Annotated in this window: 17 protein-coding genes and 1 riboswitch; of the genes, 8 read left to right on the top strand and 9 right to left on the bottom strand. The window is 56.7% G+C overall.

Annotated elements, in window-relative coordinates; translation table 11 throughout:
* Window positions 1-300 precede the first annotated feature (300 nt).
* Window positions 301-477, top strand: a riboswitch (yybP-ykoY riboswitch).
* Window positions 478-488: 11 nt separating this feature from the next.
* The 3 genes from ABD720_RS05900 (at window position 489) to ABD720_RS05890 (ending at window position 3,623) form a co-directional block, all read left to right on the top strand.
* Window positions 489-1,064 carry a TMEM165/GDT1 family protein gene (locus ABD720_RS05900; protein WP_344762309.1) on the top strand — a complete coding sequence of 192 codons (576 nt, stop codon included), beginning with the start codon at window positions 489-491 and terminating at the stop codon, window positions 1,062-1,064.
* Between the two features lie 105 nt (window positions 1,065-1,169).
* Complete coding sequence (locus ABD720_RS05895; protein ID WP_344762308.1) at window positions 1,170-1,547, top strand: hypothetical protein; 378 nt, start codon at window positions 1,170-1,172, stop codon at window positions 1,545-1,547.
* A gap of 87 nt (window positions 1,548-1,634) precedes the next feature.
* Window positions 1,635-3,623 carry a TonB-dependent receptor gene (locus ABD720_RS05890; protein WP_344762307.1) on the top strand — a complete coding sequence of 663 codons (1,989 nt, stop codon included), beginning with the start codon at window positions 1,635-1,637 and terminating at the stop codon, window positions 3,621-3,623.
* Window positions 3,624-3,652: 29 nt separating this feature from the next.
* On the opposite strand, the gene ABD720_RS05885 is transcribed toward ABD720_RS05890, so the two are convergent.
* Both ABD720_RS05885 and ABD720_RS05880 read right to left on the bottom strand, forming a co-directional pair.
* A complete protein-coding gene (locus ABD720_RS05885; protein ID WP_344762306.1) occupies window positions 3,653-4,849 on the bottom strand; it encodes an MFS transporter in 1,197 nt (398 codons plus the stop codon).
* A gap of 54 nt (window positions 4,850-4,903) precedes the next feature.
* A complete protein-coding gene (locus ABD720_RS05880; RefSeq protein ID WP_344762305.1) occupies window positions 4,904-6,049 on the bottom strand; it encodes an SLC13 family permease in 1,146 nt (381 codons plus the stop codon).
* 219 nt (window positions 6,050-6,268) lie between these two features.
* Between ABD720_RS05880 and ABD720_RS05875 the strand changes: the two genes are divergently transcribed.
* A complete protein-coding gene (locus ABD720_RS05875) occupies window positions 6,269-7,363 on the top strand; it encodes a methyltransferase (protein WP_344762304.1) in 1,095 nt (364 codons plus the stop codon).
* 78 nt (window positions 7,364-7,441) lie between these two features.
* On the opposite strand, the gene cphA is transcribed toward ABD720_RS05875, so the two are convergent.
* On the bottom strand, window positions 7,442-10,015 hold the full coding sequence (gene cphA / locus ABD720_RS05870; RefSeq protein ID WP_344762303.1) for a cyanophycin synthetase: 2,574 nt from the start codon (window positions 10,013-10,015) through the stop codon (window positions 7,442-7,444).
* A gap of 48 nt (window positions 10,016-10,063) precedes the next feature.
* Window positions 10,064-12,238, bottom strand: a complete 2,175-nt coding sequence (locus ABD720_RS05865; protein WP_344762332.1) for a cyanophycin synthetase — start codon at window positions 12,236-12,238, stop codon at window positions 10,064-10,066.
* 382 nt (window positions 12,239-12,620) lie between these two features.
* Between ABD720_RS05865 and ABD720_RS05860 the strand changes: the two genes are divergently transcribed.
* Genes ABD720_RS05860 through dbpA form a run of 3 tightly spaced genes read left to right on the top strand, consistent with a single transcriptional unit; the run spans window position 12,621 to window position 16,803 of the window.
* On the top strand, window positions 12,621-14,885 hold the full coding sequence (locus ABD720_RS05860) for a cyanophycin metabolism-associated ABC transporter (RefSeq protein WP_344762302.1): 2,265 nt from the start codon (window positions 12,621-12,623) through the stop codon (window positions 14,883-14,885).
* Window positions 14,882-15,379 carry a cyanophycin metabolism-associated DUF1854 family protein gene (locus tag ABD720_RS05855; protein ID WP_344762301.1) on the top strand — a complete coding sequence of 166 codons (498 nt, stop codon included), beginning with the start codon at window positions 14,882-14,884 and terminating at the stop codon, window positions 15,377-15,379. The genes ABD720_RS05860 and ABD720_RS05855 overlap by 4 nt, the downstream gene beginning before the upstream one ends.
* A complete protein-coding gene (dbpA, locus tag ABD720_RS05850; RefSeq protein ID WP_344762300.1) occupies window positions 15,379-16,803 on the top strand; it encodes an ATP-dependent RNA helicase DbpA in 1,425 nt (474 codons plus the stop codon). Before ABD720_RS05855 ends, dbpA begins: the two co-directional genes overlap by 1 nt.
* Window positions 16,804-17,045: 242 nt before the next feature.
* Here the strand turns inward: dbpA and ABD720_RS05845 are convergent, their stop codons facing one another.
* From ABD720_RS05845 to ABD720_RS05825, 5 genes are all read right to left on the bottom strand, one after another.
* Complete coding sequence (locus tag ABD720_RS05845) at window positions 17,046-17,750, bottom strand: ABC transporter ATP-binding protein (RefSeq protein ID WP_344762299.1); 705 nt, start codon at window positions 17,748-17,750, stop codon at window positions 17,046-17,048.
* Window positions 17,750-18,463: an ABC transporter ATP-binding protein gene (locus ABD720_RS05840; RefSeq protein ID WP_344762298.1), complete on the bottom strand. Its 714-nt coding sequence runs from the start codon at window positions 18,461-18,463 to the stop codon at window positions 17,750-17,752. Before ABD720_RS05840 ends, ABD720_RS05845 begins: the two co-directional genes overlap by 1 nt.
* Window positions 18,460-19,509 carry a branched-chain amino acid ABC transporter permease gene (locus ABD720_RS05835; RefSeq protein WP_344762297.1) on the bottom strand — a complete coding sequence of 350 codons (1,050 nt, stop codon included), beginning with the start codon at window positions 19,507-19,509 and terminating at the stop codon, window positions 18,460-18,462. Before ABD720_RS05835 ends, ABD720_RS05840 begins: the two co-directional genes overlap by 4 nt.
* Window positions 19,510-19,537: 28 nt before the next feature.
* Window positions 19,538-20,401, bottom strand: a complete 864-nt coding sequence (locus tag ABD720_RS05830) for a branched-chain amino acid ABC transporter permease (protein WP_344762296.1) — start codon at window positions 20,399-20,401, stop codon at window positions 19,538-19,540.
* Window positions 20,402-20,503: 102 nt separating this feature from the next.
* Window positions 20,504-21,772, bottom strand: a complete 1,269-nt coding sequence (locus ABD720_RS05825) for an ABC transporter substrate-binding protein (protein WP_344762295.1) — start codon at window positions 21,770-21,772, stop codon at window positions 20,504-20,506.
* A 288-nt stretch (window positions 21,773-22,060) separates the two neighbouring features.
* Here ABD720_RS05825 and ABD720_RS05820 point away from each other — a divergent pair, with 288 nt between their 5' ends.
* A complete protein-coding gene (locus tag ABD720_RS05820) occupies window positions 22,061-25,699 on the top strand; it encodes a hydantoinase B/oxoprolinase family protein (RefSeq protein ID WP_344762294.1) in 3,639 nt (1,212 codons plus the stop codon).
* The last annotated feature ends 48 nt before the right edge of the window (window positions 25,700-25,747 follow it).

The raw sequence follows: 25,747 nt of genomic DNA, 5'->3' as shown, positions 1-25,747 counted from the left end.
AACCACACCACTTCGACCAACCTCGCCGACCGTGCCGCGTTTCGCGCTTCAGACAAAGCGTTTTGTTTGTCTGCGCTTCGGAATCGCTGAAGCAGGAGGCGAACTATAGCGACTCCCCATCGTATTCGCAAGTGATTCCACACAAAATATGAATAGAACGTGACCTCGCACGGTTACTTTCATTGCCCTACACAATCGAGGCCATATGTTGACCCAGAAACGCAAACATGGAGCGAATAGCGGCAGCTCTGAAAAAAACTTTATTAACGTAAAAAACGCTTTCAAACACTGCTAAACTCGATACCGAACATTGGGGAGTAGTCGCTCTTCGGCTTACCGAAGAGACCTGTATCAACATTCTTGGCCGACGGCCATGGTGCAGGTGGTTGAAAAACATGACGAGACCATTGATCATGGGCGGCCGCATGGGCCGAAGCCGTCCTATGATCATTGGTAACTCGTCCGGCCCACGTACTCTATATAAACCCATGGAAGCATTTCTCGTATCAACCGGCATCGTCGCTCTCGCTGAAATCGGCGACAAAACGCAACTTCTCGCCTTCCTCCTTGCAGCAAAATTCCGCAAACCCATTCCCGTCGTACTAGGCATTCTGGTAGCAACAATCGTCAATCACGCTTTTGCCGCTGCAATCGGAACGTGGCTTACTGGCCTCGCGGGGCCAGACGTAATGAGATGGATACTCGGCATCTCATTCCTGGCAATGGCGGTATGGACGCTTATTCCTGACAAGCTTGACGAAGGCGATGCAAAACTAGCCCATTACGGTGTCTTCGCAACCACGGTCATCGCTTTTTTCCTCGCAGAAATGGGCGACAAAACACAGATTGCAACAATTGCCCTTGCCGCTCGATATGACGCACTGATTTTAGTCGTTGCCGGAACGACGCTGGGGATGATGCTGGCCAATGTTCCTGCTGTTTACTTCGGTGGCAAATTGGCCAACCGCATGCCGGTCAGATTGGTTCATGGCATTGCTGCCGCTATTTTTGCAGTACTGGGAATCGCTACTTTAATGGGTGCCGGAGAAAAATTCGGCTTTTGATGAGTTTTCGGATGAAGACGCACTTGCTGCGCTAGCGCAGTAAGTGCGTCCGAAGGCATGCTACCCTTTGCTCTCCGTTACAAAGTCGTTGCCTGATTCGAGCACATGCTTTTTCCATTTATATCCCGCTCCATGAGCACCAGAACTACCAGCAACGCAAGCGTCGTTCTGCTGGTGCTGGCTATTCTGTTTGCGCAATGGTTAGGCGAAATGCACCGAATCGCACACAGCGGGCTTGCATCGATACCGTCAACCCAAGAGATTCACACATCATCGATACAGCAACTGGTTGTGCATCTCGGCGATCCGGCACACGGCTGTGCCGCGTTCGATGCGGCGACCCTGGCAGACGGGATTAATACATGCGCATTTAATCTGCCTGTTCTCCCGAATCTGCACGTACTTGCGCTGTGGATCGCCTTCGATTCATGGTCCGTGCCATTCCAGCCAAATTTCCATTCCCGCGCCCCGCCGTCTTTTTGATTTCATTCCACTGATCGTACTTTGCCATTGCTGCTGCCCATTTTTGCGCTAGCAACGGCGACCTCCATTGTTTTTTCAGGAATCAACATGCACGCTCAACGCACACTACTAGCGGGCGCAATTCTGTCCGCGCTCAGCTCCCTTTCCAACGCGCAAACCATCGACCCGACGCTGCAAACGATCGTCGTTACCGCCAGCCCTTTCGGCGCGAACGAGGGTGATCAAATCCTGGCTCCTGCGAAAGTGTTATCCGGCGATGAACTGCGCAACAAGCTCGGCGGCTCGCTCGGCGACACACTGTCACACGAACTTGGCGTTTCCAGTTCGGCTTTTGGGGCAGGCGCTTCCCGGCCGATCATCCGCGGGCTGGAAGGCTCGCGTATCAAAATCCTGCAAAATGGCATGGCGGTATCCGATGTCTCGGGACTATCCAACGACCATGCAGTCGCTACCGATGGGCCAACCGCAAAACAAATCGAAATTTTGCGTGGCCCTGCTGCATTGCTCTATGGCTCGGGAGCAATCGGTGGATTAGTCAATGTGGTCAACGATCGCATACCTACCACGTTGGCACCAGTACCGACGGGGGAAGCGGAAATGCGTTACGGGACCGTAGACCAGGCAAAGAACCTGTCCATTTCCGCGGACACGGCAGCCGGTCCAATCGGGCTGCATGTGGATGGCAGCGTTCGCAACTCAAACGACTACAAGATCCCCGAAGCACGCGTCCAGGGAGATCCCAATAGCGGCGGCGGCACCCTACCACTGTCGTTCTCGCGTCAAAACAGCCTGGGCGCTGGTGCATCGATCATTCAGGATTGGGGCCACATTGGCGCGTCAGTTTCCGAAGTCAAGAACCGCTACGGCATACCAACTCTTGATGGTTCGCAAATCGATCAGCAGCAACGTCGCTACGACATTGACGCACTGGTGAATGCGCCGTTTGCTGCCTTTGAGACCTTCAAGTTCAAAGTCGGCTACACCGATTACAAACACAGCGAACTCGATCTGCGGGACGTCCCGCAAACCAATTTTGCCAATCGCTCGCTGGAAACACGATCCGAGCTGACGCACAAACCGATTGCCGGATTTCGCGGCACCTTTGGACTACAAACCGAAAACACCAACTTCTCGGCATTGAATGCCACTGATGGCGGACCAGACACGGTACCGGTCACCAGATCAACCGCCAATGCTGCATTCCTGGTGGAAGAGCGCGATTTCGGTCCGGTACGCATGAATGCCGGCGTCCGTCTGGAGTCGGTCAAACGCACGCCAACCGGCAATTTGGAACGCAAGTTTGACCTCGCATCCTATTCCGTAGGCGGGTTGTGGACGTTCATCGAAGGATATGGCGCAGGAGCGACTGCTTCCGTCGCCCAGCGCGCACCGACTGCAGATGAACTCTATTCCAGTGGCCCACACGATTCGACGGCGACATTCGATATCGGCAACCCGAATTTCGCCAAAGAGACGTCACGCAACATTGAACTCACTCTGCAAAAAAACAGTGGGATCGTGCGCTGGAAAACCAATCTGTTTCAGACGAAGGCAAAGAATTTTGTCTACGGACAGATTGCCGGGAATACCGTCGATGACCAGGGCAACCCGGGCGGCACGCTGAAAGAGCGCATCTTCAGCCAAGCCGGTGCCACCATCCGGGGTGCAGAAGCCGAAATTACCTACAACGCCCATGGCAACGGGACTTCTTTACGGGGTTTCGCCGACACCTCGCGCGGCACACTTGATGACGCCGGCAGCTTGCCGCTGCAACCGGCCACGCGTTTTGGCATCGACATCGGCTACAAGGCAGGTGCCTGGCGCAGTTCGGCATCGCTGGTGCATGCCCTGCAACAAGAACGCCTGGCCAGTTTTGAAACCAGTGCAACGCCTGGCTACACGCTGCTTGACGCGAACCTGTCGTATACCTGGAAAGTCGGCGAAACCAATGTCACCTGGTTTGCCAGCGCAAAAAATCTGCTGAATCAGGACATCCGGTTGTCAACATCGATCCTGAAAGACGTGGCGCCTCTGCCGGGCCGCAATCTGATCGTAGGCTTGCGCACGCGATTCTGATCAATGTGGTCACCCGTCGAATCGGGTGACTAGTCTGCACGAATACGGGCTGGCTTCCACGCCAGCCCGAGCAACGCAACACAGCAAAAACCGGCACCGGCATAAAACGTTGACGCTGCACCAAGCTGATCCCACAACAAACCGGCAAGACCGCTGGCAACCAGCATCGCCAACCCGCTCATCAAATTGAACAAGCCGTAAGCTGTCCCGCGCAAGTCCGCTGGCGCGGTGTCCGCAACCATCGTGGCCAGCAAGCCTTGCGTGATACCCATGTGTACACCCCACAAAGCCACCCCTGTCAACACCACGCTCCAGTGGTTGCTCGCGGCCAGGACCAAATCGGCGAATATCAACACAATCAGCCCGATCACCAGCATCGCGGTATGACTCACGCGATCGGACAGCTTGCCAAACGGATACGCTGACGCCGCGTAAATCAGATTCATCGCCACCATGACGAGCGGCACCAGAGCCAGCGGAATACCACCTTGATGCGCACGCAGAACCAGAAAGGCTTCGCTGAAACGCGCCAGCGTAAATACCGTACCGATGCCCACCACCCACCAGTAAGCGCTATCGAGTCGTTTCAGATTTTCTCGACGGATCGGATTGACGCGCGGTGTGCCTCCGACACGTTCAGGTTCGCTAATGCCAAACAGCAGTAGCGCCACCGCCATCGTTGCAGGAATCACCGCCAGCCAGAAAATCGCCCTGAAATCATTTGCCCACAACAGCATCAAGCCCACTGCCAGCAGCGGACCGATGAAAGCACCCACCGTATCGAGCGACTGGCGCAAACCGAATGCAGCGCCACGCAAATGCGCAGGCGCGATATCGGCTACCAGCGCATCACGCGGCGCACCCCGGATACCTTTCCCGACGCGATCCAGCAGTCGCGCCGTCAGGACGATACCGATACCCGGTGCGATGGCGAACAGGGGTTTGGTGATCGCCCCCAATGCGTAGCCGAACACGGCCAGCCCCTTGCGCTTGCCCAGATAATCACTCAGCGCACCAGAAAATACCTTGACGATCAGGGCAGTAGATTCTGCGACGCCTTCGATGATACCCACGGCAAACGCGGTCGCACCCAGTGTGGTCACCATGAACAGGGGGAGCAAGCTGTGGATCATCTCCGAAGAAATATCCATCAGCATGCTGACGAATCCCAGTACCCAGATACCGGCCGGAATCTGACGCAATGTGCTTTCGGATTCAGTTTTCATGCATCACTCCAGAATTCAAGAACAGAACGCACAATAAAGCCAGACAGCCCGGCATCAAAATAGCAAAACGTACCCGCAAGCAGCCGCAACGCCGAGAAAAGGGATTGCATACCAATGGAATTCCAGCCATGCCCGTCGGTCCCCGCTCATCCGCAATGCAATCAGATTGGCCATCGAGCCGACCACGAGGCCAAACCCGCCGGCATTGACGCCATACGCGATCACGCGCCAGTTGTTCGAATACTCGGCCAATGCAATTGCCGCTGGTACGTTGCTGATGATTTGCGACGCGCCTATCGCTGCGAAGTAAAGATGGCGCGCCTGTTCCAGGCCAAGTGTCTGCATGCCATCGCGCACGAAAGCAAGCCCTGCTACGAGGCGCAGGTCAATGAACATCAGCACAAACACCAGCAACAAACCCCAGTCGACTTGCGCCAGCACGTGTCGGCGGAATATCAAAAAAATCAGCAGCACCACCAACGCGGCAATGCCGGCATACCGCAAATCAGTCGCCAGCACGAACGGAACATATAACGCCAGTGACACCCACATCAATCCCGAGTCCAGAGTCGATGAGTGATCTTCGTCGCCAAGACCGATTGCGCGCTGCGTGAACAGGCAGTACGTTAGTCCCAGCAAGACGCCCATCAACACCAGTACCAGCGGCAGCATGGTGGCGGTGAATTCGACGAACGACACACCGGACAGCTGCCACAAAAATAGGTTTTGCGGATTGCCGATCGGCGTCAGCGCAGAGCCAGCGTTGACCGCCAGCGCTTCAAGAATAATCAACCGTGTGGCCGGCAATCCGGTCAGTCGGCATACCCCCAGCGTCAATGGCACCACCACGAATAGCGCGACATCATTGGTCAGTACGGTCGACAGCATGGCGGCGGTGAGCACCAGACACAACGCGACGCCGCGCTCGGTCGCCATCCGGCCAGTTAGCCAGTGGCCGGCGCGATCCAGTGCGCCGCTTCGTTCCAGTGCCTTGGTCAGCGTCAGCAATCCAGTCAGCGCAGCAATGGTAGGCCAGTCGACCAGTGATGGATAAGCGATTATTTTTTGCGGTGCCAAAGTACTCAACAACACGAGTACACCCAGAAGCACCAGAAAAACTGCATCCCTGCGCAAGCCGTCAAGCAGTTTTCCGAGTGCGTTAAAGCGGAGCTGACGACCAAAATCCTCCTCGAGATTCATGCATTTCCTTGCGGTCTATTTGACGTCGACAGGAGCTTACCCTAACCGGATTCAAGTCCGGCAATCACAGCATTGCCTCCAAGCTTCCCCGCGACAGAATGAGGTGGCATAAAATACCGACTTGCTGCAAGCAGCCCTCTTTTTTCCTGATCGTGACATGCAATGCCTTCGTCTTTCCTTACTCCGCAGACCGCGTCTGTTCCCGCACTGATTCACTGGATGGAAAATGACCAGCCCTGCTCGGCACGCTGGCGTTCCGAAAGCGGCATGCCCGCGCCGAAACGAGTGGTCATTGCCGACGACCGCATTACGGCCGATGCCGCATACCGGCTTGCCTGCGAGGGTACCGCCATGCTGTGGCGCGGCGACTTTCAGAATGCCCGGCAGCTCCTGCAGGCGCTGGCCCGACGCGCTGATCGCAAGCCGGGCAAAGCCGCCACCACACCGGTGGAATCCTTCAATTTCCATCGGCAGGCGCAGTCACAACGCGCCCGCACGCTGGCAATGTTACTCATGCCGTTCAATGCCGATCACACGATTCCACTGCGCCGTGCGCCGGACGTCACCGCTGCCTGTACCGAAGCCTATGGCGTGGCTGGCGAGCCGTATGTAGCGACCTTGCGTGAACTGCTCGGCTTGATCGGGGCCCATGAATGGCGCAAAACCGGCGTCGAGATTGCGGCATTGGGCGACAAGATTCACCCGCACTACGGCGTGTTTGCACCGGTACGCGGAGAATACGTCGCACTGGTCGCTGACATGGCGCTGCCAGCGACCAATCTCGCTTTCGATATCGGTACTGGTACCGGCGTACTGGCCGCATTACTGGCCCGACGCGGCGTCAAGCGCGTCGTCGCCACAGACCAGGATGCGCGTGCGCTGGCTTGCGCCACCGAGAACGTGAACCGGCTAGGTCTTGCCGCCCAGATCGAGATCATCGAGGCCGATCTGTTTCCGCCCGGACGGGCACCACTGATCGTGTGTAATCCGCCATGGATTCCGGCGAGACCCAGCTCTCCGATCGAGTATGCGGTCTACGACCCCGACAGCAAGATGTTGCGCGGCTTCCTGCAGGGGCTGGCGCAGCACCTGGAGCCAGGCGGCGAAGGCTGGTTGATCCTGTCGGACCTGGCCGAACACCTGGGCTTGCGACCGCGCGCCGATCTGCTGGCGTGGATCGAGGCATGCGGGCTGACCGTGCTGGGTCGCAAGGACGTACGCCCGATTCATCCACGCGCCAGTGACGCGAGCGACGCACTCCATGCAGCGAGGGCTGCAGAAGTCACCTCGCTGTGGCGGCTCGGCGCTCGTTAATCGACATCACCACATGAAAAAAGCGCACTCCCGACAATGCGGAGTGCGCTTTTGAATAACTGCCGTTGATGCGTCTGGTCAGCCTTGTGCAGCAATGCGCCCTGCAATATGTGCAAGCGCTTCTTCAACCTGATCGACCAGAATCAGGCACAAGTCGCCCGGCGTCAGTCTTTCCATGGCCGTGTCGATTGCGACGAATTCCCCCTGGATTTCATCAATCACCGTAGTCCGCGTTGCACCTGCCAGTCCGGTGCGCAACAGAGCTACGACCTCGCCATCGGCACGCCCCCGCTGGCACTGGTCCTGATACAGCAGCACATCATCGAACGCTGCGCCAAGAATCTGGGTTTGCTGCGAAATATCCTCATCGCGCCGGTCACCGGCACCACTGATCACCACCGAGCGCCGCTTGGCCGGCATGCTTTCAACCGCCTGAACGAGCGCCACAATGGCATCCGGGTTATGACCGTAGTCGGCAATCAGCGTCGCACCGCGATATTTGAAGACGTTGAACCGCCCCGGCGCGTTGTCGCTGTCGTTGGCAAAGGATTTCAGTCCTGCGCGCATGACATCCCAGCCCAGCCCGACGCCCCAACCGGCGGCGACCGAGGCCATCACGTTCTCTATCTGAAAACCGATCGCACCGTCGTGGGTGATCGGAATGTCGGACAGCGCAATCCGGTGTTCGACCTTTCCTTCCGCCGCGACCAGCATGCCATCTTCAATGAAGACCACGCGCCGACCTTGTGCGCGATGGGTTGCCATCACCGGATGACGCTTGTCGCTGGCAAAGAAAGTCACCGAACCGGTACAGTTGCCGGCCATGCGGGCAACAATCGGATCATTCGCATTGAGCACGGCCACACCATTGTCCGCCACGTTTTGCACAATCACGCGCTTGAGGACGGCAAGGTCTTCAACGGTGGTGATGTAATTCAATCCGAGATGGTCGCCAGTTCCGATGTTGGTCACGACGGCGACCTGGCAGCGATCAAAAGCAAGACCTTCGCGCAACACACCACCGCGCGCGGTTTCAAACACGGCCGCATCCACGTTCGGATGCAGCAGAACATTGCGGGCACTGCGCGGACCACTGCAATCACCGGTATCGATCCGGCGACCACGGATATAGACGCCATCCGTATTGGTCATGCCAACCCGCAAACCGCTTTGCGTCATCAGATGGGCAATCAGGCGCACTGTGGTGGTCTTGCCGTTCGTACCCGTGACAGCAACCACCGGAATCCGGCCATCATCTCCAGGGCTGAACATGTCCGCAATGATGGCTTCACCGACGGCGCGACCCTTGCCGAATGACGGAGAAATATGCATTCGCAAACCCGGCGCGGCATTGACTTCAACCACGCCGCCGCCCTGCTCTTCCATCGGTTTGAGGACGTTATCGCAAACGATGTCGACACCGCAAATATCCAGTCCGATCATCTGCGCAGCGGCGATTGCCCGGGCTGCGAATTCAGGGTGGACATCATCGGTGACATCGGTGGCTGAGCCACCAGTGGACAAGTTGGCGTTATTGCGCAAAACGACGCGAGTGCCTGACGGCGGCACCGAATCTGCGCTATATCCTTGCTTGGCCAGACTCGCCAGCGCGATGTCGTCAAAACGAATCATCGTCAGCGAGGTTGCATGGCCGGAACCACGGCGCGGGTCGAGGTTGACCTGATCGACCAGTTGACGTACCGATTGCTTGCCATCGCCCACCACTTGTGGCGGGTCACGTCGCGCAGCGGCGACGAGCTTGTTACCGACCACCAGCAGACGGAAATCATTACCTGGCAAATAGCGTTCGACCAGGATGGAATCGCGGAACTCTGACGCCGTCGCGTAGGCAGCAATGAGCTGTTCGCGGCTGGTGACGTTGACGGTGACACCCTTGCCCTGATTGCCGTCGAGTGGTTTCACCACGACCGGCAAGCCAATGTCACAGGCGGCTTCCCAGGCGTCGTCGACATCGCGGACACCGCGTCCGATTGGCACCGGCACGCCGGCGGCACTGAGTAATTTTTTGGTAAGGTCTTTATCCTGTGCAATCGACTCGGCAATGGCACTGGTGGTATCCATTTCCGCAGCCTGGATTCTGCGCTGCCGGCTGCCCCATCCGAACATCACGAGGCTACCTTCCGTCAAACGTCGGAAGGGGATATTGCGGGCCACTGCAGCCTGCACGATGGCACCGGTGCTCGGACCGAGGCGGATGTCTTCGTCGAGTTCGCGCAATTGAAGCAAGGCGCCGGCGAGGTCAAAGTCGGTATCGTGAATTGCTGCTTCGCACAGTGCGAGTGCCAGTTTCATGGCAAGGCGTCCGACCGCTTCTTCGCTGTATTCGACGACTACCTGGAATGTGCAGGGCTCCAGGGTTTGCGTCGTGCGGCTGAAAGTCACCGGGCAGCCGGCCTGCGCCTGCAGGCCCAGTGCAGCCAGTTCGAGAACACGGGCCAGGATGATCTGCTCGTCGTACCCGCTTGGCTGCAACTGACCGATTGCCGGAAACAGGGTACGCAAGCGGGATTCGAAACCAGCAAATGTATCCGTCAAATATTCACTGTTGGCACACACCACGATGGCTTCAATTGATGTGTGCTGACTCCAGAGATTCGGGCCACGTAAAGCCCGGATTCTTGAAACTTCCATAAAGCCGCTTTCCTGTCCTAGGGTAGAGCCGACGTCGCGGCGTCGATCTCAATAGTTTGTAATACTCGGATTGGAGTCGAAGGTTCGCAAACCAGCGCCAATCAGTTCCGGGCTGATGTCAAGCGCCCAGGCTGCGGCAACTGCCGCCATGATTGCTTCCGGTTGTGCTGCCTTACGTGCTTTGAGTGACGACAACGCTATGAATGCCGTCTCATGAGACCCCTCAGCGAGTACAACGTTTCCATCTCGTAAAAAGATGACGCGCTTTCCATCTTTACGCGATGAAACTATCGCAGGGAGGTGAGGATCGAGTCCGTAAAACAAAACTTGTCCGTCGCACAGAGCAGCCATCTCGACCACCAAAGGCTCTGCGGCGTTCAGCACTGCAGTGCCGCTCGGCAAAATCACGTCAACCTGTGTACGCAGGACCGCGAACATCTGATCGGGCTCGTAAATATAAAATTCCCCGAGATCTTCACGACCATCGACATCGGTAACAACGCCGACGTCACATTTGTCATAAGCCAGTCCTTCGGACAAGATTGCCCGACCAGCGTTCTGGAAAACTGCAGCTTCGACGGATCGATTGATCAACAACCGCTGTCCGGCATCCCAATCGACACTGCCTGCCTTGACAATTTGTCTGCTATCCAGATACAGGCCATCGTCACAAGCCAGTCCGACATGCTTGCCACTGATCTGGATACACCAGGCAACCAGTCTGGCAATGAGCGCACTACCACGTGTCCCGGCCACACCGACAATGGGTACGCGACCGCTCTCTTCGGTACCAAACAGATGCTCGACAATCGCTGCGCCTACCGGACGCGGCTCACCGTTGGCCGGCTTCAGATGTGACAACAATCCCGGTCCGGCATTGACTTCAATAATGGCGCCGCGCTGTGCCGATAACGGCAGCGAAATGTCACGTGCAACAAGGTCAATACCCGCCACGTCCAGGCCGACGATGCGCGCTGCCAGCACTGCCATCTCGGCGACTTCCGGGTGCACCTTCTCGGTCACATCGAACGCAACGTTGCCATTACGCTGGATCAAAGCGCGCTGGCCGACCGGCAGCACATCGAATGCGGTCAGTCCCTGACGTTCGAGTTCCAGAATGATTTCTGCACTGACGTCGGGTTTGACGGTATTGAGTGGATATTCTTCGCTTTCACCGCGGCGCGGGTCTACATTGATCTGGCGATCGACCAGCCCGACAATATTCGATGTGCCGTCGCCAGTGACCCAGGCATCTTCTCCGGCGGCGGCGGCCACGACTTTGTCGCCCACAACCAGCAAGCGATGTTCATTCCCGGGAATAAATTGCTCGACGATGACACTGCCACCACAGCGGCGATGCGCCAGATAATAGGCGGCTTCCACGCCCTCTTTGCTATCCAGGTCGAGCGAGACGCCGCGACCATGATTGCCGTCGTACGGCTTGACGGCGACTGGCAGGCCGATGTCCTCCGCCGCCTCCCAGGCTTCGGCAGCACTGTTGACCATGCGGCCTTCCGGTACCGGCACGCCACAGGCACTGAGCAATGATTTGGTCAAATCCTTGTCGCGCGAAATGCTTTCCGCGACGGCACTGGTCTGGTCGGTTTCGGCAGTCCAGATGCGACGCTGATGGATACCGTAGCCCAGTTGCACTAGGTTGCCATCGGTCAGTCGCATCGACGGGATGCCGCGCGTATTGGCAGCATCGACGATATGCGCGGTACTCGGCCCGAGGCAGCGCGAATCAACCATGTCACGCAAGATGATCAAGGTGGCGTCGAGGTCGTAGGGACGATCTTCGATCAACGCCATCAGCAGGTCGCGCCCGGCCGCAAGCGCGGTACGTCCGATCTGCTCCTCGCGGGTGCGAAACGCCATTTTGTAGACGCCAGGCGTCGAGGTCTCGCGCGCCTTGCCAAAGCCGGTTTTCATGCCGGCCAGGTTTTGCAACTCCAGGACGACATGCTCAAGAATATGCGCCGCATAGGTCCCATCGCGCAGACGCTGCAAAAAACCGCCACGAACACCGACGCCGCACCGATGTTCGACGACTCCGGGCAACAAATTGCTGAGTCGCTCGTAGAGTCCGGGTATCAAATTGGACGGGAAGTTCTCCAGTTCGCCAATATCCACCCATACCTCGATGCAGGGCCGATAGGTCCAGATATTTGGTCCGCGTAAATGGGTCACGCGGAGCAAATCGATGTCTTTCTTCTTCGTCATTTGTCTTAGTAAGGTTACCAATGCGGTTTCTAGTGCAGTCACCAGTGCGCTGTCGCCGGCGGAGTCGTTCTGCATGCGTCGGGTGCAGCGCGAAATTTTTATGTCGGTTCGGTGCAGCGGGCTATTGCTGTATCCGGCACGGGGATCGGGATTTCGTTACGGTATACTGCGTGCCGCAATCAGGTCCTTATGGGCCAACAAGTTTCTCCCCAATTATTTCCCACGACAGAATACCGCAAATAAGTGGCTACGTGCCCCGCAAGGAAACCGGAAAACAGAGTTTTTCTTGCTGAAAAGAATAAATTTTCACGCTATTTTCACCCATAATTTATGCCCTGCGGCTGCCAATGCGCCGCATGACCAAGCCGGAGTTTGCCGCACGATGACCACACCCGATTCCCTGACAGATCAGTCCCACCACGAAATCCCCGCACCCTGGCGTGACGAAACAGTGGCGCAACTGAACGCCGGCGAAACCGTCGTTACCGCCGTTGAAGTCGATCTCGATGCCCGTTTGCGCTTTGCCAAAGGGCTGGTGGTCGTGACTGATCGCCGCATCCTGTCGCGCGCACCGGGAGAAACCAGCTGGCGCGATTGGCAATTCCGCGCAGGCTTGAGGCTGCAGCATCGCGACCATGCCGGCGTCGGACACCTCGATATCAGCGATGACAGCGGACTGCTCGCGTCATGGCGCTTTACGCTCGGGCAGAATTTGCTGGCGATGCGCCTGATCGACCAGTTTTCGGCGCAACTCGAAAGTCATGTCACTGGCGTCGAAGTGCAGGCCGATGACCAGACCATCTGCCCCAGCTGCAAGGCGCCGCTGGAACCTGACCAGGATGTCTGCCCGATTTGTACCAAGGTAATTCACACGCCACCATCCACCTGGACACTGTTTCGCCTGTGGCGTTTCGCCAAACCGTATCGCGGCCAGTTGCTGCTGGGCTTCATACTGACATTGCTGGGCACGGCGGCGCACATGATCCCGCCGTACCTGACCATCCCGCTGATGGACAACGTGCTGATTCCGTATCAGAACGGCAAGCAGATCGACCAGAAACTGGTCGTGGTGTATCTGGTCGGACTGTTTGGCTCGGCTCTGATTGCCTGGGCGCTGAGCTGGGCCAAGACGTATGTGCTGGCGCTGGTGTCAGAACGCATCGGCGCCGATTTGCGGACTTCGACCTATGACCATTTGCTGCGTCTGTCGCTGGAATATTTCGGCGGCAAGCGGACTGGCGATCTAATGTCGCGTATCGGTAGCGAGAGCGACCGCATCTGTGTGTTTCTGTCCTTGCACCTGCTCGACTTTGCCACCGATGTCCTGATGATCATCATGACTGCGGCGATTCTGTTTTCGATTAATCCGTGGCTGGCTCTCGTGACCCTGCTACCCTTGCCTTTCATTGCATGGATGATCCACGTGGTGCGTGATCGCTTGCGTACCGGCTTCGAAAAAATCGACCGCGTCTGGTCCGAAGTGACCAACGTGCTTGCCGATACGATTCCGGGTATCCGCGTCGTCAAGGCCTTTGCCCAAGAGCAGCGTGAGTCGAACCGCTTCAAGGATGCCAACAAACACAATCTCGCGGTCAATGACCGGCTCAACAAGATCTGGTCGCTGTTCTCGCCGACCGTCTCGCTACTGACCGAAATGGGCTTGCTGGTAGTGTGGGGCTTCGGTATCTGGCAAGTCTCGCGCGGCGAGATCACGGTTGGTGTGCTGACCGCGTTTGTCGCCTACATCAGCCGGTTTTATGGCCGGCTCGACTCGATGAGCCGCATCGTCTCGGTCACCCAGAAATCGGCGTCTGCGGCCAAGCGGATTTTCGATATCCTAGACCATGTTTCCAGCGTGCCCGAACCGGCCAACCCGGTACGGGTCAAGGATGTCGACGGCAGCATCGAACTGCGCGACGTCGGTTTTCGCTATGGCAATCGTTCGGTCAATCGCGGTATCAACCTGGTCATCAAGCCGGGCGAGATGATCGGCCTGGTCGGCCATAGCGGGTCCGGCAAGAGCACGCTGGTCAATCTGATCTGCCGCTTTTATGATGTCTCGGAAGGTGCAATCCTGGTCGATGGCGTGGATATCCGTTCCTATGCGATTGCCGACTATCGCCGCAATATCGGGCTGGTGCTGCAGGAGCCATTCCTGTTCTTCGGCACCATCAGCGACAACATCGCGTACGGCAAACCGAACGCCAGCCGCGCCGACATCATCGCTGCCGCACGAGCCGCGCATGCGCACGAATTCATTCTCCGGCTACCGCAAGGCTATGACTCGATGGTGGGCGAACGTGGTCAGGGCCTGTCCGGCGGAGAGCGCCAACGTATCTCGATCGCCCGCGCATTGCTGATCGATCCGCGTATCCTGATCCTCGACGAAGCGACGTCGTCGGTCGATTCGGAAACCGAAAAAGAGATTCAGAAGGCGCTAGACAATCTGGTCCATGGCCGAACCACGATTGCGATTGCTCACCGCTTGTCGACACTCCATAAAGCCGACCGGCTGGTGGTACTGGACCGTGGTGAAGTCGTCGAAATCGGCAGCCACGACGCGCTGATGGCGCGCCAAGGTGCGTACTTCCGGCTCTACGAAGCGCAGGCACGCAACGTCGCCAATGATCAGGGAGCAGCAGCATGACTGACAGCAGCACCAACCTGCCAATGACAACCACCCGGTTCGACCTGACACGTAATCCGTTTGGCAAACTGGTTCTGACCGATGCCAGTGGGCAGGTCCATGAAGGTGTCTCGCCGGTACGCGCATTTCCGATCCAGGCACCCGATGAAGGTATCGCGCTGGTCAGCAACGACGGACGCGAAGTGGGCTGGATCGACCGCCTGACCGATCTGTCGCCGCCCTTGCGTGCACTGGTCGAAGACGAGCTCGCAGGTCACGAATTCATGCCGGAGATCAGCGCCATCCTCGATGTGTCCAGTTATGCCACACCGTGCACCTGGTCGGTCGAGACCGACCGCGGCGCGACCCGATTCGTGTTGCGTGGCGAAGAGGATATCCGCCGTATCACAACGACATCACTCCTCATTTCGGATAGCCACGGCATCCATTTCCTTATCCGCGACATGCAGTCCATGGACAAGCTGTCGCGCAAAATTCTTGATCGGTTTCTGTAATGACTGTTGCTTCAACTCCTATCGCATCATCCACTGCAGCGTCCAACCCGGCGTCGTCATTTTCTTCGCTGCCGCTCTCGCCATCGATGCTGGCCAACCTGGAATCTTTGGGTTATCACGAGATGACGCCAATCCAGGCAAAAAGCCTTCCTGTGATCCTCGATCGGCGTGACCTGATTGCCCAGGCCAAAACCGGCAGCGGCAAGACCGCCGCCTTTGGTATCGGCATCCTGCAGCGACTCAATCCGACCTGGTTTGCGATCCAGGCACTGGTGATCTGTCCGACCCGTGAACTGGCCGACCAGGTCTCCAACGAATTGCGCCGACTGGCGCGCTTTGCCGACAATACCAAGATCCTGACGCTTTGCGGTGGCGCGCCGATGCGGCCGCAAATTGCCTCGCTCGAACACGGCGCACACATCATTGTCGGGACACCAGGGCGTTTGCGTGACCACATTGGCCGCGGCAGCATCGACCTGTCAACTGTCCAGACGCTGGTACTGGATGAAGCGGACCGCATGGTCGACATGGGCTTCTACGAAGAGATTTCCGGGATCGTGTCGGCGTGCCCCACGCGTCGCCAGACCTTGCTGTTTTCTGCCACGTATCCGGACGACATCCGTAAATCGAGCGCGCCTTTCCTGCGTGATCCGACCGAGATCACGGTCGAAGCACAGCATGACGACAACCGGATCGAGCAACGCTTTTATGAAGTCGGCTACGACGAGCGCAATGGCGCAGTCGCAATGTTGCTGAACTACTTCAAACCCGCCTCGGCCCTCGCGTTCTGCAATACAAAAATCCACTGCCGCGAACTGGCCGACGAACTGCGTCAGCAGGGCTTCAGTGCGATGGCGCTGTATGGCGAACTCGAACAACGCGAGCGGGATGAAATCCTGGTGTTGTTTGCCAATGGCAGCTGCTCGGTACTGGTGGCAACCGATGTCGCCGCGCGCGGTCTGGATATCCAGAGTCTGGAAGCCGTGATCAATGTCGATGTCTCGAAAGACACCGAAGTCCATATCCACCGCGTCGGCCGCACCGGTCGTGGCTCGGCACGTGGACTGGCGCTCAGCCTGTGTGCGCCGAATGAAAAAAAATGGGTCAAGCTGATCGAAGAGTATCAGCATGGTCCTGTCAGCTGGTTCGATCTGTCTGATCTGGAACCGGCAACCGGTCCTGCCCAGCAAGCAGCAATGGTCACACTGGTGATTATGGGCGGCAAGAAAGACAAATTGCGTCCGGGCGATTTGCTAGGCGCACTTACTGGCGATGCTGGTCTGACCAAAGAGCAGGTAGGCAAAATCAATGTGTTCGAATTCATGACCTACGTCGCCCTCGATCGCCGGATTGCCGACAAGGCGTTCGCCAAGCTCAGCAGCGGCAACATCAAGGGACGTAATTTCAAGATGCGGTTTATCTGATTGCGTTGGTTGCCTGAGTGCCAGTTTGAAGGGCGCAGGCATTGCTGCACGACTGCGCTTCCCACTAAAAATACGGACGGCTTTGGTGATGCCGCGTATCGTCGCTGGTACCGGAAAATTTTGGCACGTTAGGCGATGCAGATCTGCGTTCAGTCCACCCCGTCCGCCTATCGATAGCTCGAACGATTTTCCAACCCTTATCGGGAGTCGTTCTTCGCAAACCATCCAAACGACTCCCCGGATTACAAACCCAGATACGCCTTTTTGATCTCGTCATTATTCAGCAAGTCTTTACCCGTTCCTTGCATCACGATCCGACCGGTCTGGATCACATAGCCATAATCGGCAATTGCCAGCGCTTTGTGCAGGCTCTGCTCGACCAGCAGTACTGACACCCCACGTGAATTCACCATTTGTATGGTGTCCAGCACCTTGGTCACGAATTTCGGTGCGATCCCCCATGAGGGCTCATCGAGCAGCAATAACTTGGGCTTGGCCATCAGCCCGCGCCCAATCGCCAGCATTTGCTGTTCGCCCCCGCTCATGGTGCCAGCCAGCTGGCTGCGACGCTCTTTCAGAATCGGAAAGAGCGTGTACATGCTGTCGACCGATTCGCGCACTTCGTGAGCGTCATGCCGGGTATAAGCACCCAGCTCCAGATTGCGCTGCACCGTCAGGCGGGCGAAAATTCGCCGCCCTTCCGGTACCAGCGACAGGCCAAGAGGCACCCGCAGATGTGCTGGCGTGTCCTGGATTTCATTGTTGTTGAAAATGATTTTGCCGTTATCAGGCAAGTTGAGTCCGGCGATGGCCCGTAGCGTTGTCGATTTTCCATTACCGTTTCCCCCCACCAGCGCCACCAGCTTGCCGGCACCGACGTCGATATCGACCTTGGAAATCGCCAGCACACCGTCGTAACTGACCCGCAGATTGCGTACTTGCAGCATTATTCGTCTCCCAGATAGGCAGCAATGACTTGCGGATCGTTTGATATGGCTTGCGGCGTTCCGTCAGCGATCTTCTTGCCGTAGTCCAGCACGACGATGGCATTCGCTATCGGCATGATGCCCTCAAGGACATGCTCGACGATCAGGCACGAGATACCGCGATCACGGATTTTCAAGACCACCTCCACCGTTTCCTTGACCTCGGTCGGATTCAACCCTGCCATGACTTCATCCATCAGCAACAGCTTCGGATTCACCGCCAGTGCGCGCGCTACCGCCAGACGCCGCTGTTCGCTGATCGTCATGCTGGCCGCCGGCTTGTCACGGAATTTTCCGAGATTGACGAAACCCAATAGTTCCGCCGCGGCCTCGCGCGCTGCGCGCACATTCTTGTTGTGCAGGAAGGCGCCTACCATGACATTTTCAAGCGCAGTCATACTGGTAAAAGTCCGCGCAACCTGGAAGGTGCGGGCAATGCCGGCGCGGGCACATTGTTCTGGCGACAAGCCGGCAATGTTGACGTCATTGAGATAAATTTCACCGGCAGTGGGCGGAAAATATCCTGCAATACAGTTAAACATTGTGGTTTTTCCGGCGCCGTTCGGCCCGATCAAACCGACGATCTGACCGGCATCGAGAGAAAACGACACATCCTGATTGGCGGTAATACCACCGAATTTCTTGGTGACGTTTCTTACACTGAGGAGGCTCATGCAAGTTCTCCTTTGGCTGCCTGCGATTGGGCCGCCTGGCGACGCGACATCAGACTGCGGAACCAGCCCATGACGCCGTTAGGATAATAAACGGCGACTGCGATGATCAGCGCTGCGTAAATGATCAGGTCCGTGCCGCGTCCGGTACCGCCGAAAAGTGCCCGCGTTCCTTCGTCGATCAGGGTCAGGATGCCGGCTCCGAGCACAGGACCAAACAGGGTTCCAATACCACCCAGAATAGAGACCAGCGCCATCTTGATCGACAAGCCGGTACTCAGCACGGACGCCGGATCGATGTACAACTCTTTCTGCGCGTAGAAACTACCACCAAGCGCCGTAAAAAAACTACTCACAGCGAACGCAATCAGCTTGTACTTGCGCAGATTGACGCCTAGGCTGCGGGCCGCATCCGGCTCGTCCTTGATCGCCCGAAAGTAATAACCGTAGAAACTGCGATCGATCACCAGGTTGGCCAGCAATGTCGCAATCAGCAAACCCAGAGCAATATAGTAATACGGCACCTTCGAGGCAAAAACGAATACATCCCAGCCTTCCTTGTCCATAGGAATGGTCAGACCGACAGCGCTGCCTGCGAACTCCCAATTGGTAAAAATGATCTGGATGATTTCAGCCACCGCAATGGTCGCCATTGCGAAATAATGGCCCTTGAGACGGAAGCAAGACCAGCCGATGACAACGCTGACCAGCGCTGCCAACGCGCCACCTGCCAACATCGACACCCAGGGATTAAGTCCGAACTTCGCAAACAGCAAGGTGGAGGTATAGGCACCGATGCCATAAAACGCGGCGTGACCAAGTGAGACCTGCCCGGCATAGCCGCCCACGATATTCCAGGCAACGCCCATCTGTGCGGCCATCAGCACGAGGATCGCGACATTCTGATGTGAGGGACTATCAACAAACAAGGGCACGAAACAGGCAAAGATCAGCAGGGCAAGTATCAGCAAATAGCCAAGGTTGGCGGATTTTCCGGGCAGAACGGACAGCGGCTCGACCGGCTGCGGAATGACAGCATTATTACTCATGAGTGTTCTCTTTTTAAGCAGTAAGTGATCAGGCTTTGCCCATCAAGCCTTGCGGCCGGAACATCAGGACAGCCAGGAACAGCACCAGTACGATGGCCAGTTTGTATTGCGGTCCGAGCAGAAATCCGCCCATGACTTCGATCACGCCAACGAGGATGCCGGCGACGAGTGCGCCAACGATGCTGCCAAAGCCACCAAGGTTGACCACAACGAAAGCAATCAGGATGAAATTCGCGCCCACATCCGGGAAGATCGGAAAGAATGTCGACAGCAACACGCCCGCCACACCTGCGCAGGCAGCACCGATTCCCCAGGCCAGCGCAAACATTTTCTGAGAATCGATACCCATCAGACGGGCTGCTTCCTTGTCGGCAGCAGTTGCCTCAAGTGCAGCGCCTAGGCGCGTCTTGGTAATAAACAGGTAGATTCCTGCGGTGACGAGAATTGCACCGACACCCGCCGTCAGTTGTGGCGTGCCGATCTGAATGCCGCCTACCGAAAAACTTCCGCTGACCATCGTGTGTCCGATGGTCCGGAAATCCGGTTTCCAGAAAAACTGTGCTATCCCGCGAAACAGCAACATCAGTCCGAAGGTCGTGAATATCTGCGACACCATCGGTGCGTTGGTGATTTTGCTGATGACCAGTTTGTAGACAATCACGCCCAGCCCGAACAGGAACAGCGCGGTCAGCGGCAATGTCACGATGGGATCGAATGCGTAGAGTGTGTAGAGCCAAAAACTGGAATACATGCCGAACATCAAAAATTCGCCATGTGAAAAATTAATGATGTCCATCACCCCGAAAATCATCGTCAAACCGATTGCCACCAGTGCGTAAATCAAGCCGATAAGCAAGCCAGATACCAGCGTCTGTACAAGTATTTCAGACATACCTTCCCCTTCGATGCTGCCGATTGCCGCGTTATTGTGTCGTTGAGTGCGAACGTGAAGATTGCTGCCGTACCTGAAGCACGGCAGCAAGACACGCTGCGTCTATTTGCGCTGATCCCATTTCGGCATTGGCCAGACAACATCCCTGGTGGCCAGGTCGAACGGCCAGATGGTGTTGTACTTGCCATCGATGATCTGAACAAGAATGCCGGAACCGTAGACGTTCTGGCCCTTGTTGTCGAACTTGATACCCTTCCACGGCATGATGATTTTATTTCCGGGGATGTTGGTTTGTATTAACGCCTTGCGAATCGCTTCCGGCTCGGTCGATCCCGCTCGGTTGATCGCATCGGCTAGCGTCATAAGACCAGTAAACGTCCGTGCAGAATTGCCGGTGAAGTTGATCTTGTTACGTTCGAAAAACAGATCGTTGACTTCCTTGATAAGCGGGTTGTTCTTGGCTAAGTCGAGTGACCAGACATCGCGGGTAATCACGAATTCAGCATCCTTGCCCAGGGTCCGAATAAATTCAGTGTCGGTAAAGCCTGAATTATTGGCAAGAATCATGTCTGGCGAGAAGCCCAGTTCCTTATAGGTTTTCATGGCCATAATGGCGTCGCCGAGATAAGACGACTGCATCACCACCTGGGGTGCCGCTGCTTTCAGCAACTGAACTTCGGAGGTTAGCTGGGTGCTTTTGGCAGGATACGAAATGACCTTGGTCAGGTCGTAACCTCTTTCTGCAGCCAGTTTGGTCTCCAATTTACTGGTTTCATTCCCCCACAACGTATTTTCGTTGAACGCTGCCAGACGTTTGACCTTGATACCTTTTTTGGCTTCCAGTTCCTTGAAAAACTCAAAAAAGTTATGCACGAACAAGTCGTCATGCGCTGTGGTGCGGAAGAACCATTTGAAATTGCGCTCGGTAAGTGAGGCGGAGGACGATTCGGGATTAATGAAAGGAATCTTGTAGCGCTCCGCAATCTGGCTGGCGGTTGCCGTGACGTTACTTGAATACGCGCCGACAATAGCCACCACTTTTTCCTGGGTAATCAGACGTTCGGCTTCGGTTGCACCCGCTTGCGGATTGCCCTGATGATCGGCGAATACCAGCTTTATTTTCGCGCCCTTGAGATTCGGCAGGCCCCCTCCCTCGGAGAATGGCAGATTTGGTACAGACTTAGCGCCATTGTTAATAATGTCAACGGCCAGTTCGAGGGCACTCTTCATTTCGGCGCCGGATGATGCTGCGGCGCCAGTGAGTGGATAAATGACGCCAATTTTGATTTCTTGTTGCGCATGTGCCGACAGACTGATCGCCATCGCGATACCTGCCTGCACAAATCGTTTGCATAGTGTTGTGACATACATGATGAGACGCTCCTTTTGATGCTGACTAAACAATCCCGCCATGACAATGGACAGGGGGAAATAAGATCAACAAATGGTTTTGCCGGCCTGCTTTTTTCGGGATGTCTGGCGTCGTGATTTCGCACCAACTACGTTGCTTGATCCCGTTATCCGGCGTTATTTTCTGTTCAAAATTGTTTTATCGACGATTTGTCGATAAATTATATTACTATTCAATTGCAATACGACCAAGATATTTCAAGTTTTTCGGGCAGTGATTCTTTATTTGCAAGGAAGGACGATCAGGACATGAATCAACAACACAACACGACCGACACGGCAGACAAACGGTGGCAATTCTGGATTGATCGAGGAGGCACATTTACCGATATCGTCGCAAGACAACCAAATGGCAAGCTGCTTACGCACAAACTTTTATCTGAAAATCCAGAGCAGTATCCCGATGCAGCAGTCGCCGGCATCAAACTTTTACTCGGACTGCAACAAACCGACGTGATCTCGCCACAAGTCGTCGATGCAGTAAAAATGGGGACCACGGTGGCGACCAACGCGCTACTGGAACGTAAGGGTGATCCGACAGCGCTGCTGATCACAGGCGGATTTCGCGATGCACTGCGGATCGCCTATCAAAATCGTCCCCGGCTTTTCGACCGCCATATCGTCCTGCCCGAACTGCTCTACGAAACCGTCATCGAGGTAGAAGAACGTGTTAGTGCCCATGGCGAAGTCATCACGCCTCTGAACGAAGATCGTGCACATGCCGACCTGAAAAAATTGTTCGACAGAGGCATCCGCGCAGTGGCGATTGTCCTCATGCACGGCTACCGCTATACGCAACACGAAGCTGCCCTCGCACGCATTGCCAACGTCATCGGCTTCACGCAGGTATCGGTGTCACACGCGGTCAGCCCGTTAATGAAACTGGTTTCGCGCGGCGACACCACCGTGGTCGATGCCTATCTGTCGCCAATCTTGCGACGCTATGTCAATCAGGTGGCCGGCCAGATGAACGGCGTGCGCCTTCTGTTTATGCAAAGCAATGGGGGACTGACCGACGCCCATCGCTTCCAGGGCAAGGACTCGATTCTGTCCGGGCCGGCCGGCGGCATCGTCGGTATGGCGGGCACTGCAAAGACAGCGGGATTCGACAAGATCATCGGCTTCGACATGGGCGGAACCTCCACCGATGTCTCGCACTACGCCGGTGAATTCGAACGTGAATTCGAGACGCAGGTTGCCGGTGTACGTATGCGCGCACCGATGATGAGCATCCATACGGTCGCTGCTGGCGGCGGCTCGATCCTGCATTTTGATGGCGCACGCTATCGGGTTGGTCCGGACAGCGCAGGAGCCAATCCGGGACCGTCCAGTTATCGTCGCGGCGGGCCGCTGGCGGTGACGGATTGCAATGTGATGATGGGAAAAATCCAGCCGGCACATTTTCCGGCCGTCTTCGGCCCGAACGCCGATGCCAGGCTCGATCGCGACGCAGTCGTACGCAAGTTCACTGACATGGCCATGGAGATTTTCGAAGCGACCGGCAACCGTCGCAGCCCGGAGGAAGTGGCAGAAGGCTTTATCGACATCGCCGTCGGCAACATGGCCAACGCGATCAAATTCATCTCGGTCCAGCGCGGTCATGACGTCACCGAATACACGCTCAGCACGTTCGGCGGCGCAGGTGGTCAGCATGCCTGCCTGGTGGCCGATGCACTCGGCATGACGCGGGTGTTTGCACATCCGTTTGCCGGCGTGCTGTCGGCCTACGGCATGGGACTGGCGGATCAGACCGCAATGCGCGAGAAAGCGCTGGAACTCCCGCTGAATGCATCGGCCGTCGCTACAGTCGAAGCCGAACTGCGCTTGCTGGCCCAATCCGGTCGCGACGATTTGCTGGCGCAAGGTGTCAGCGCGGAACGCATCATCATCATGGAGCGCGTGCATTTGCGTTACGACGGTACCGATTCGATCATCGTTGTGCCGTATGCCGAGATCGGACAGATGCTGGCGCAGTTCGAAGCTGCCTATAAAAAACGCTATTCATTCCTGATGTCCGACAAGCCTCTGGTCATCGAGGCAATCTCGGTCGAAGCCATCGGCAAGTCGGAAGACAACGCCGAAGTCATCGATGAATTGCCACCACGCGTCGGTCCACTGAAGGCAAACGAACAGGTGCGGGTATTCTCGGGCGGACATTGGCATGACACCAGCCTGTATCTGCGCGACGACATGCGTGCGGGCGACCGGGTCCGCGGTCCTGCCATCGTCGCTGAAAAGAACGCCACCAATGTGGTGGAGCCCGGCTGGGTAGCCGAAGTCACGCCGCTGAACCACCTGGTCATGACGCGCGTGGAGGCACGCGTACAGCGTGTGGCCATGGGCACGACTGCCGATCCGGTGATGCTGGAAGTGTTCAACAATCTGTTCATGAGCATTGCAGAGCAGATGGGATTGCGTCTGCAAAACACCGCGTTCTCGGTCAACATCAAAGAGCGCCTGGATTTTTCATGTGCGCTGTTTGATGCTGATGGCAACCTGATTGCGAATGCACCGCATATTCCGGTCCACCTCGGCTCGATGGGCGAAAGCATCAAAACCATCATGCGCGACAACGCCGGCAAGATGCAGCAGGGTGACGTGTATATGCTCAACGATCCGTACCACGGCGGCACACATCTGCCCGACATCACCGTGATCACGCCAGCGTTCGACGCCGCTGGCAAAGACATCCTGTTCTACGTCGGCTCCCGTGGCCATCACGCCGATATCGGCGGCATCACACCCGGATCGATGCCTGCCAATAGCAAGGTAGTCGAGGAAGAAGGCGTGCTGATCAACAATTTCCAGCTGGTGCGCGGTGGTCAATTTCTGGAACAGGAAACCGTCGCCCTGCTCGGCTCCGGCCGCTATCCGGCACGCAACATCCCGCAAAATATCGCCGACCTGCAGGCACAGATCGCGGCAAACCAGAAAGGCGTCGATGAACTGCTGAAAATGGTCGAGCATTTCGGTCTGGGCATGGTGCAAGCCTACATGCAGCACGTGCAGGACAACGCAGAGGAAGCAATCCGGCGTGTGATCGGCACGTTGCGGGAGTCGAGTTACGAATACCGACTGGATAACGGTGCGCTGATCCGGATCGCGATCCGGGTCGATCAGGCTAGCCGCAGCGCCGACATCGATTTCACCGGCACCTCACCGCAACTCGACAACAACTTCAATGCGCCGAGTGCAATCTGCATGGCGGCCGTGCTGTACGTCTTCCGCACGCTGACCGATGACGAGATTCCTCTCAATGCGGGCTGTCTGAAACCACTCAACGTGATCATTCCGGAAGGCTCGATGCTGAACCCGAATTATCCGGCGGCAGTGGTATCCGGCAATGTCGAAACCTCCAGCTGCATCACCAATGCGCTCTATGGTGCGCTAGGCGTGATGGCATCGTCACCTGGCACAATGAACAATTTTACGTTCGGTAATGACGAGTATCAGTATTACGAGACCATCTCGGGCGGCTCGGGTGCCGGCAATGGTTTTGACGGAACCGATGTGGTCCAGACGCACATGACCAATTCTCGGTTAACCGATCCGGAAATCCTCGAATGGCGTTATCCGGTCAGGCTCGACAGTTACGAAATCCGGCCACATTCGGGTGGAAACGGCAAATGGCATGGCGGCAATGGCGGTACGCGCAAGATCCGTTTCCTGGAAAAAATGGATGCGTCCATCCTGTCGAACAATCGCATCGTCCCGCCGTTTGGTGCGGCCGGTGGCGAGCCCGGTCAATGCGGAAGAAACTACGTGGTCCGTTCCGATGGCACGACCGAGCAACTTGGTTTCGTGGCCAGTACACAGATGCAGCCAGGTGACGTGTTTGTGATTGAAACGCCGGGTGGTGGCGGCTACGGGGAGGACATCGCAAAATAAAGAGTGACGTCCATAAAAAGCGCCGGGCGTTCCTGATGGAACGCCCGG

The sequence above is a fragment of the Actimicrobium antarcticum genome (genome assembly GCF_039536745.1).
Taxonomy (GTDB): Bacteria; Pseudomonadota; Gammaproteobacteria; order Burkholderiales; family Burkholderiaceae_D; genus Actimicrobium; species Actimicrobium antarcticum.
Note: the sequence above shows the minus strand (reverse complement) of the source record. Positions and strands in the feature narration are given on the sequence as shown.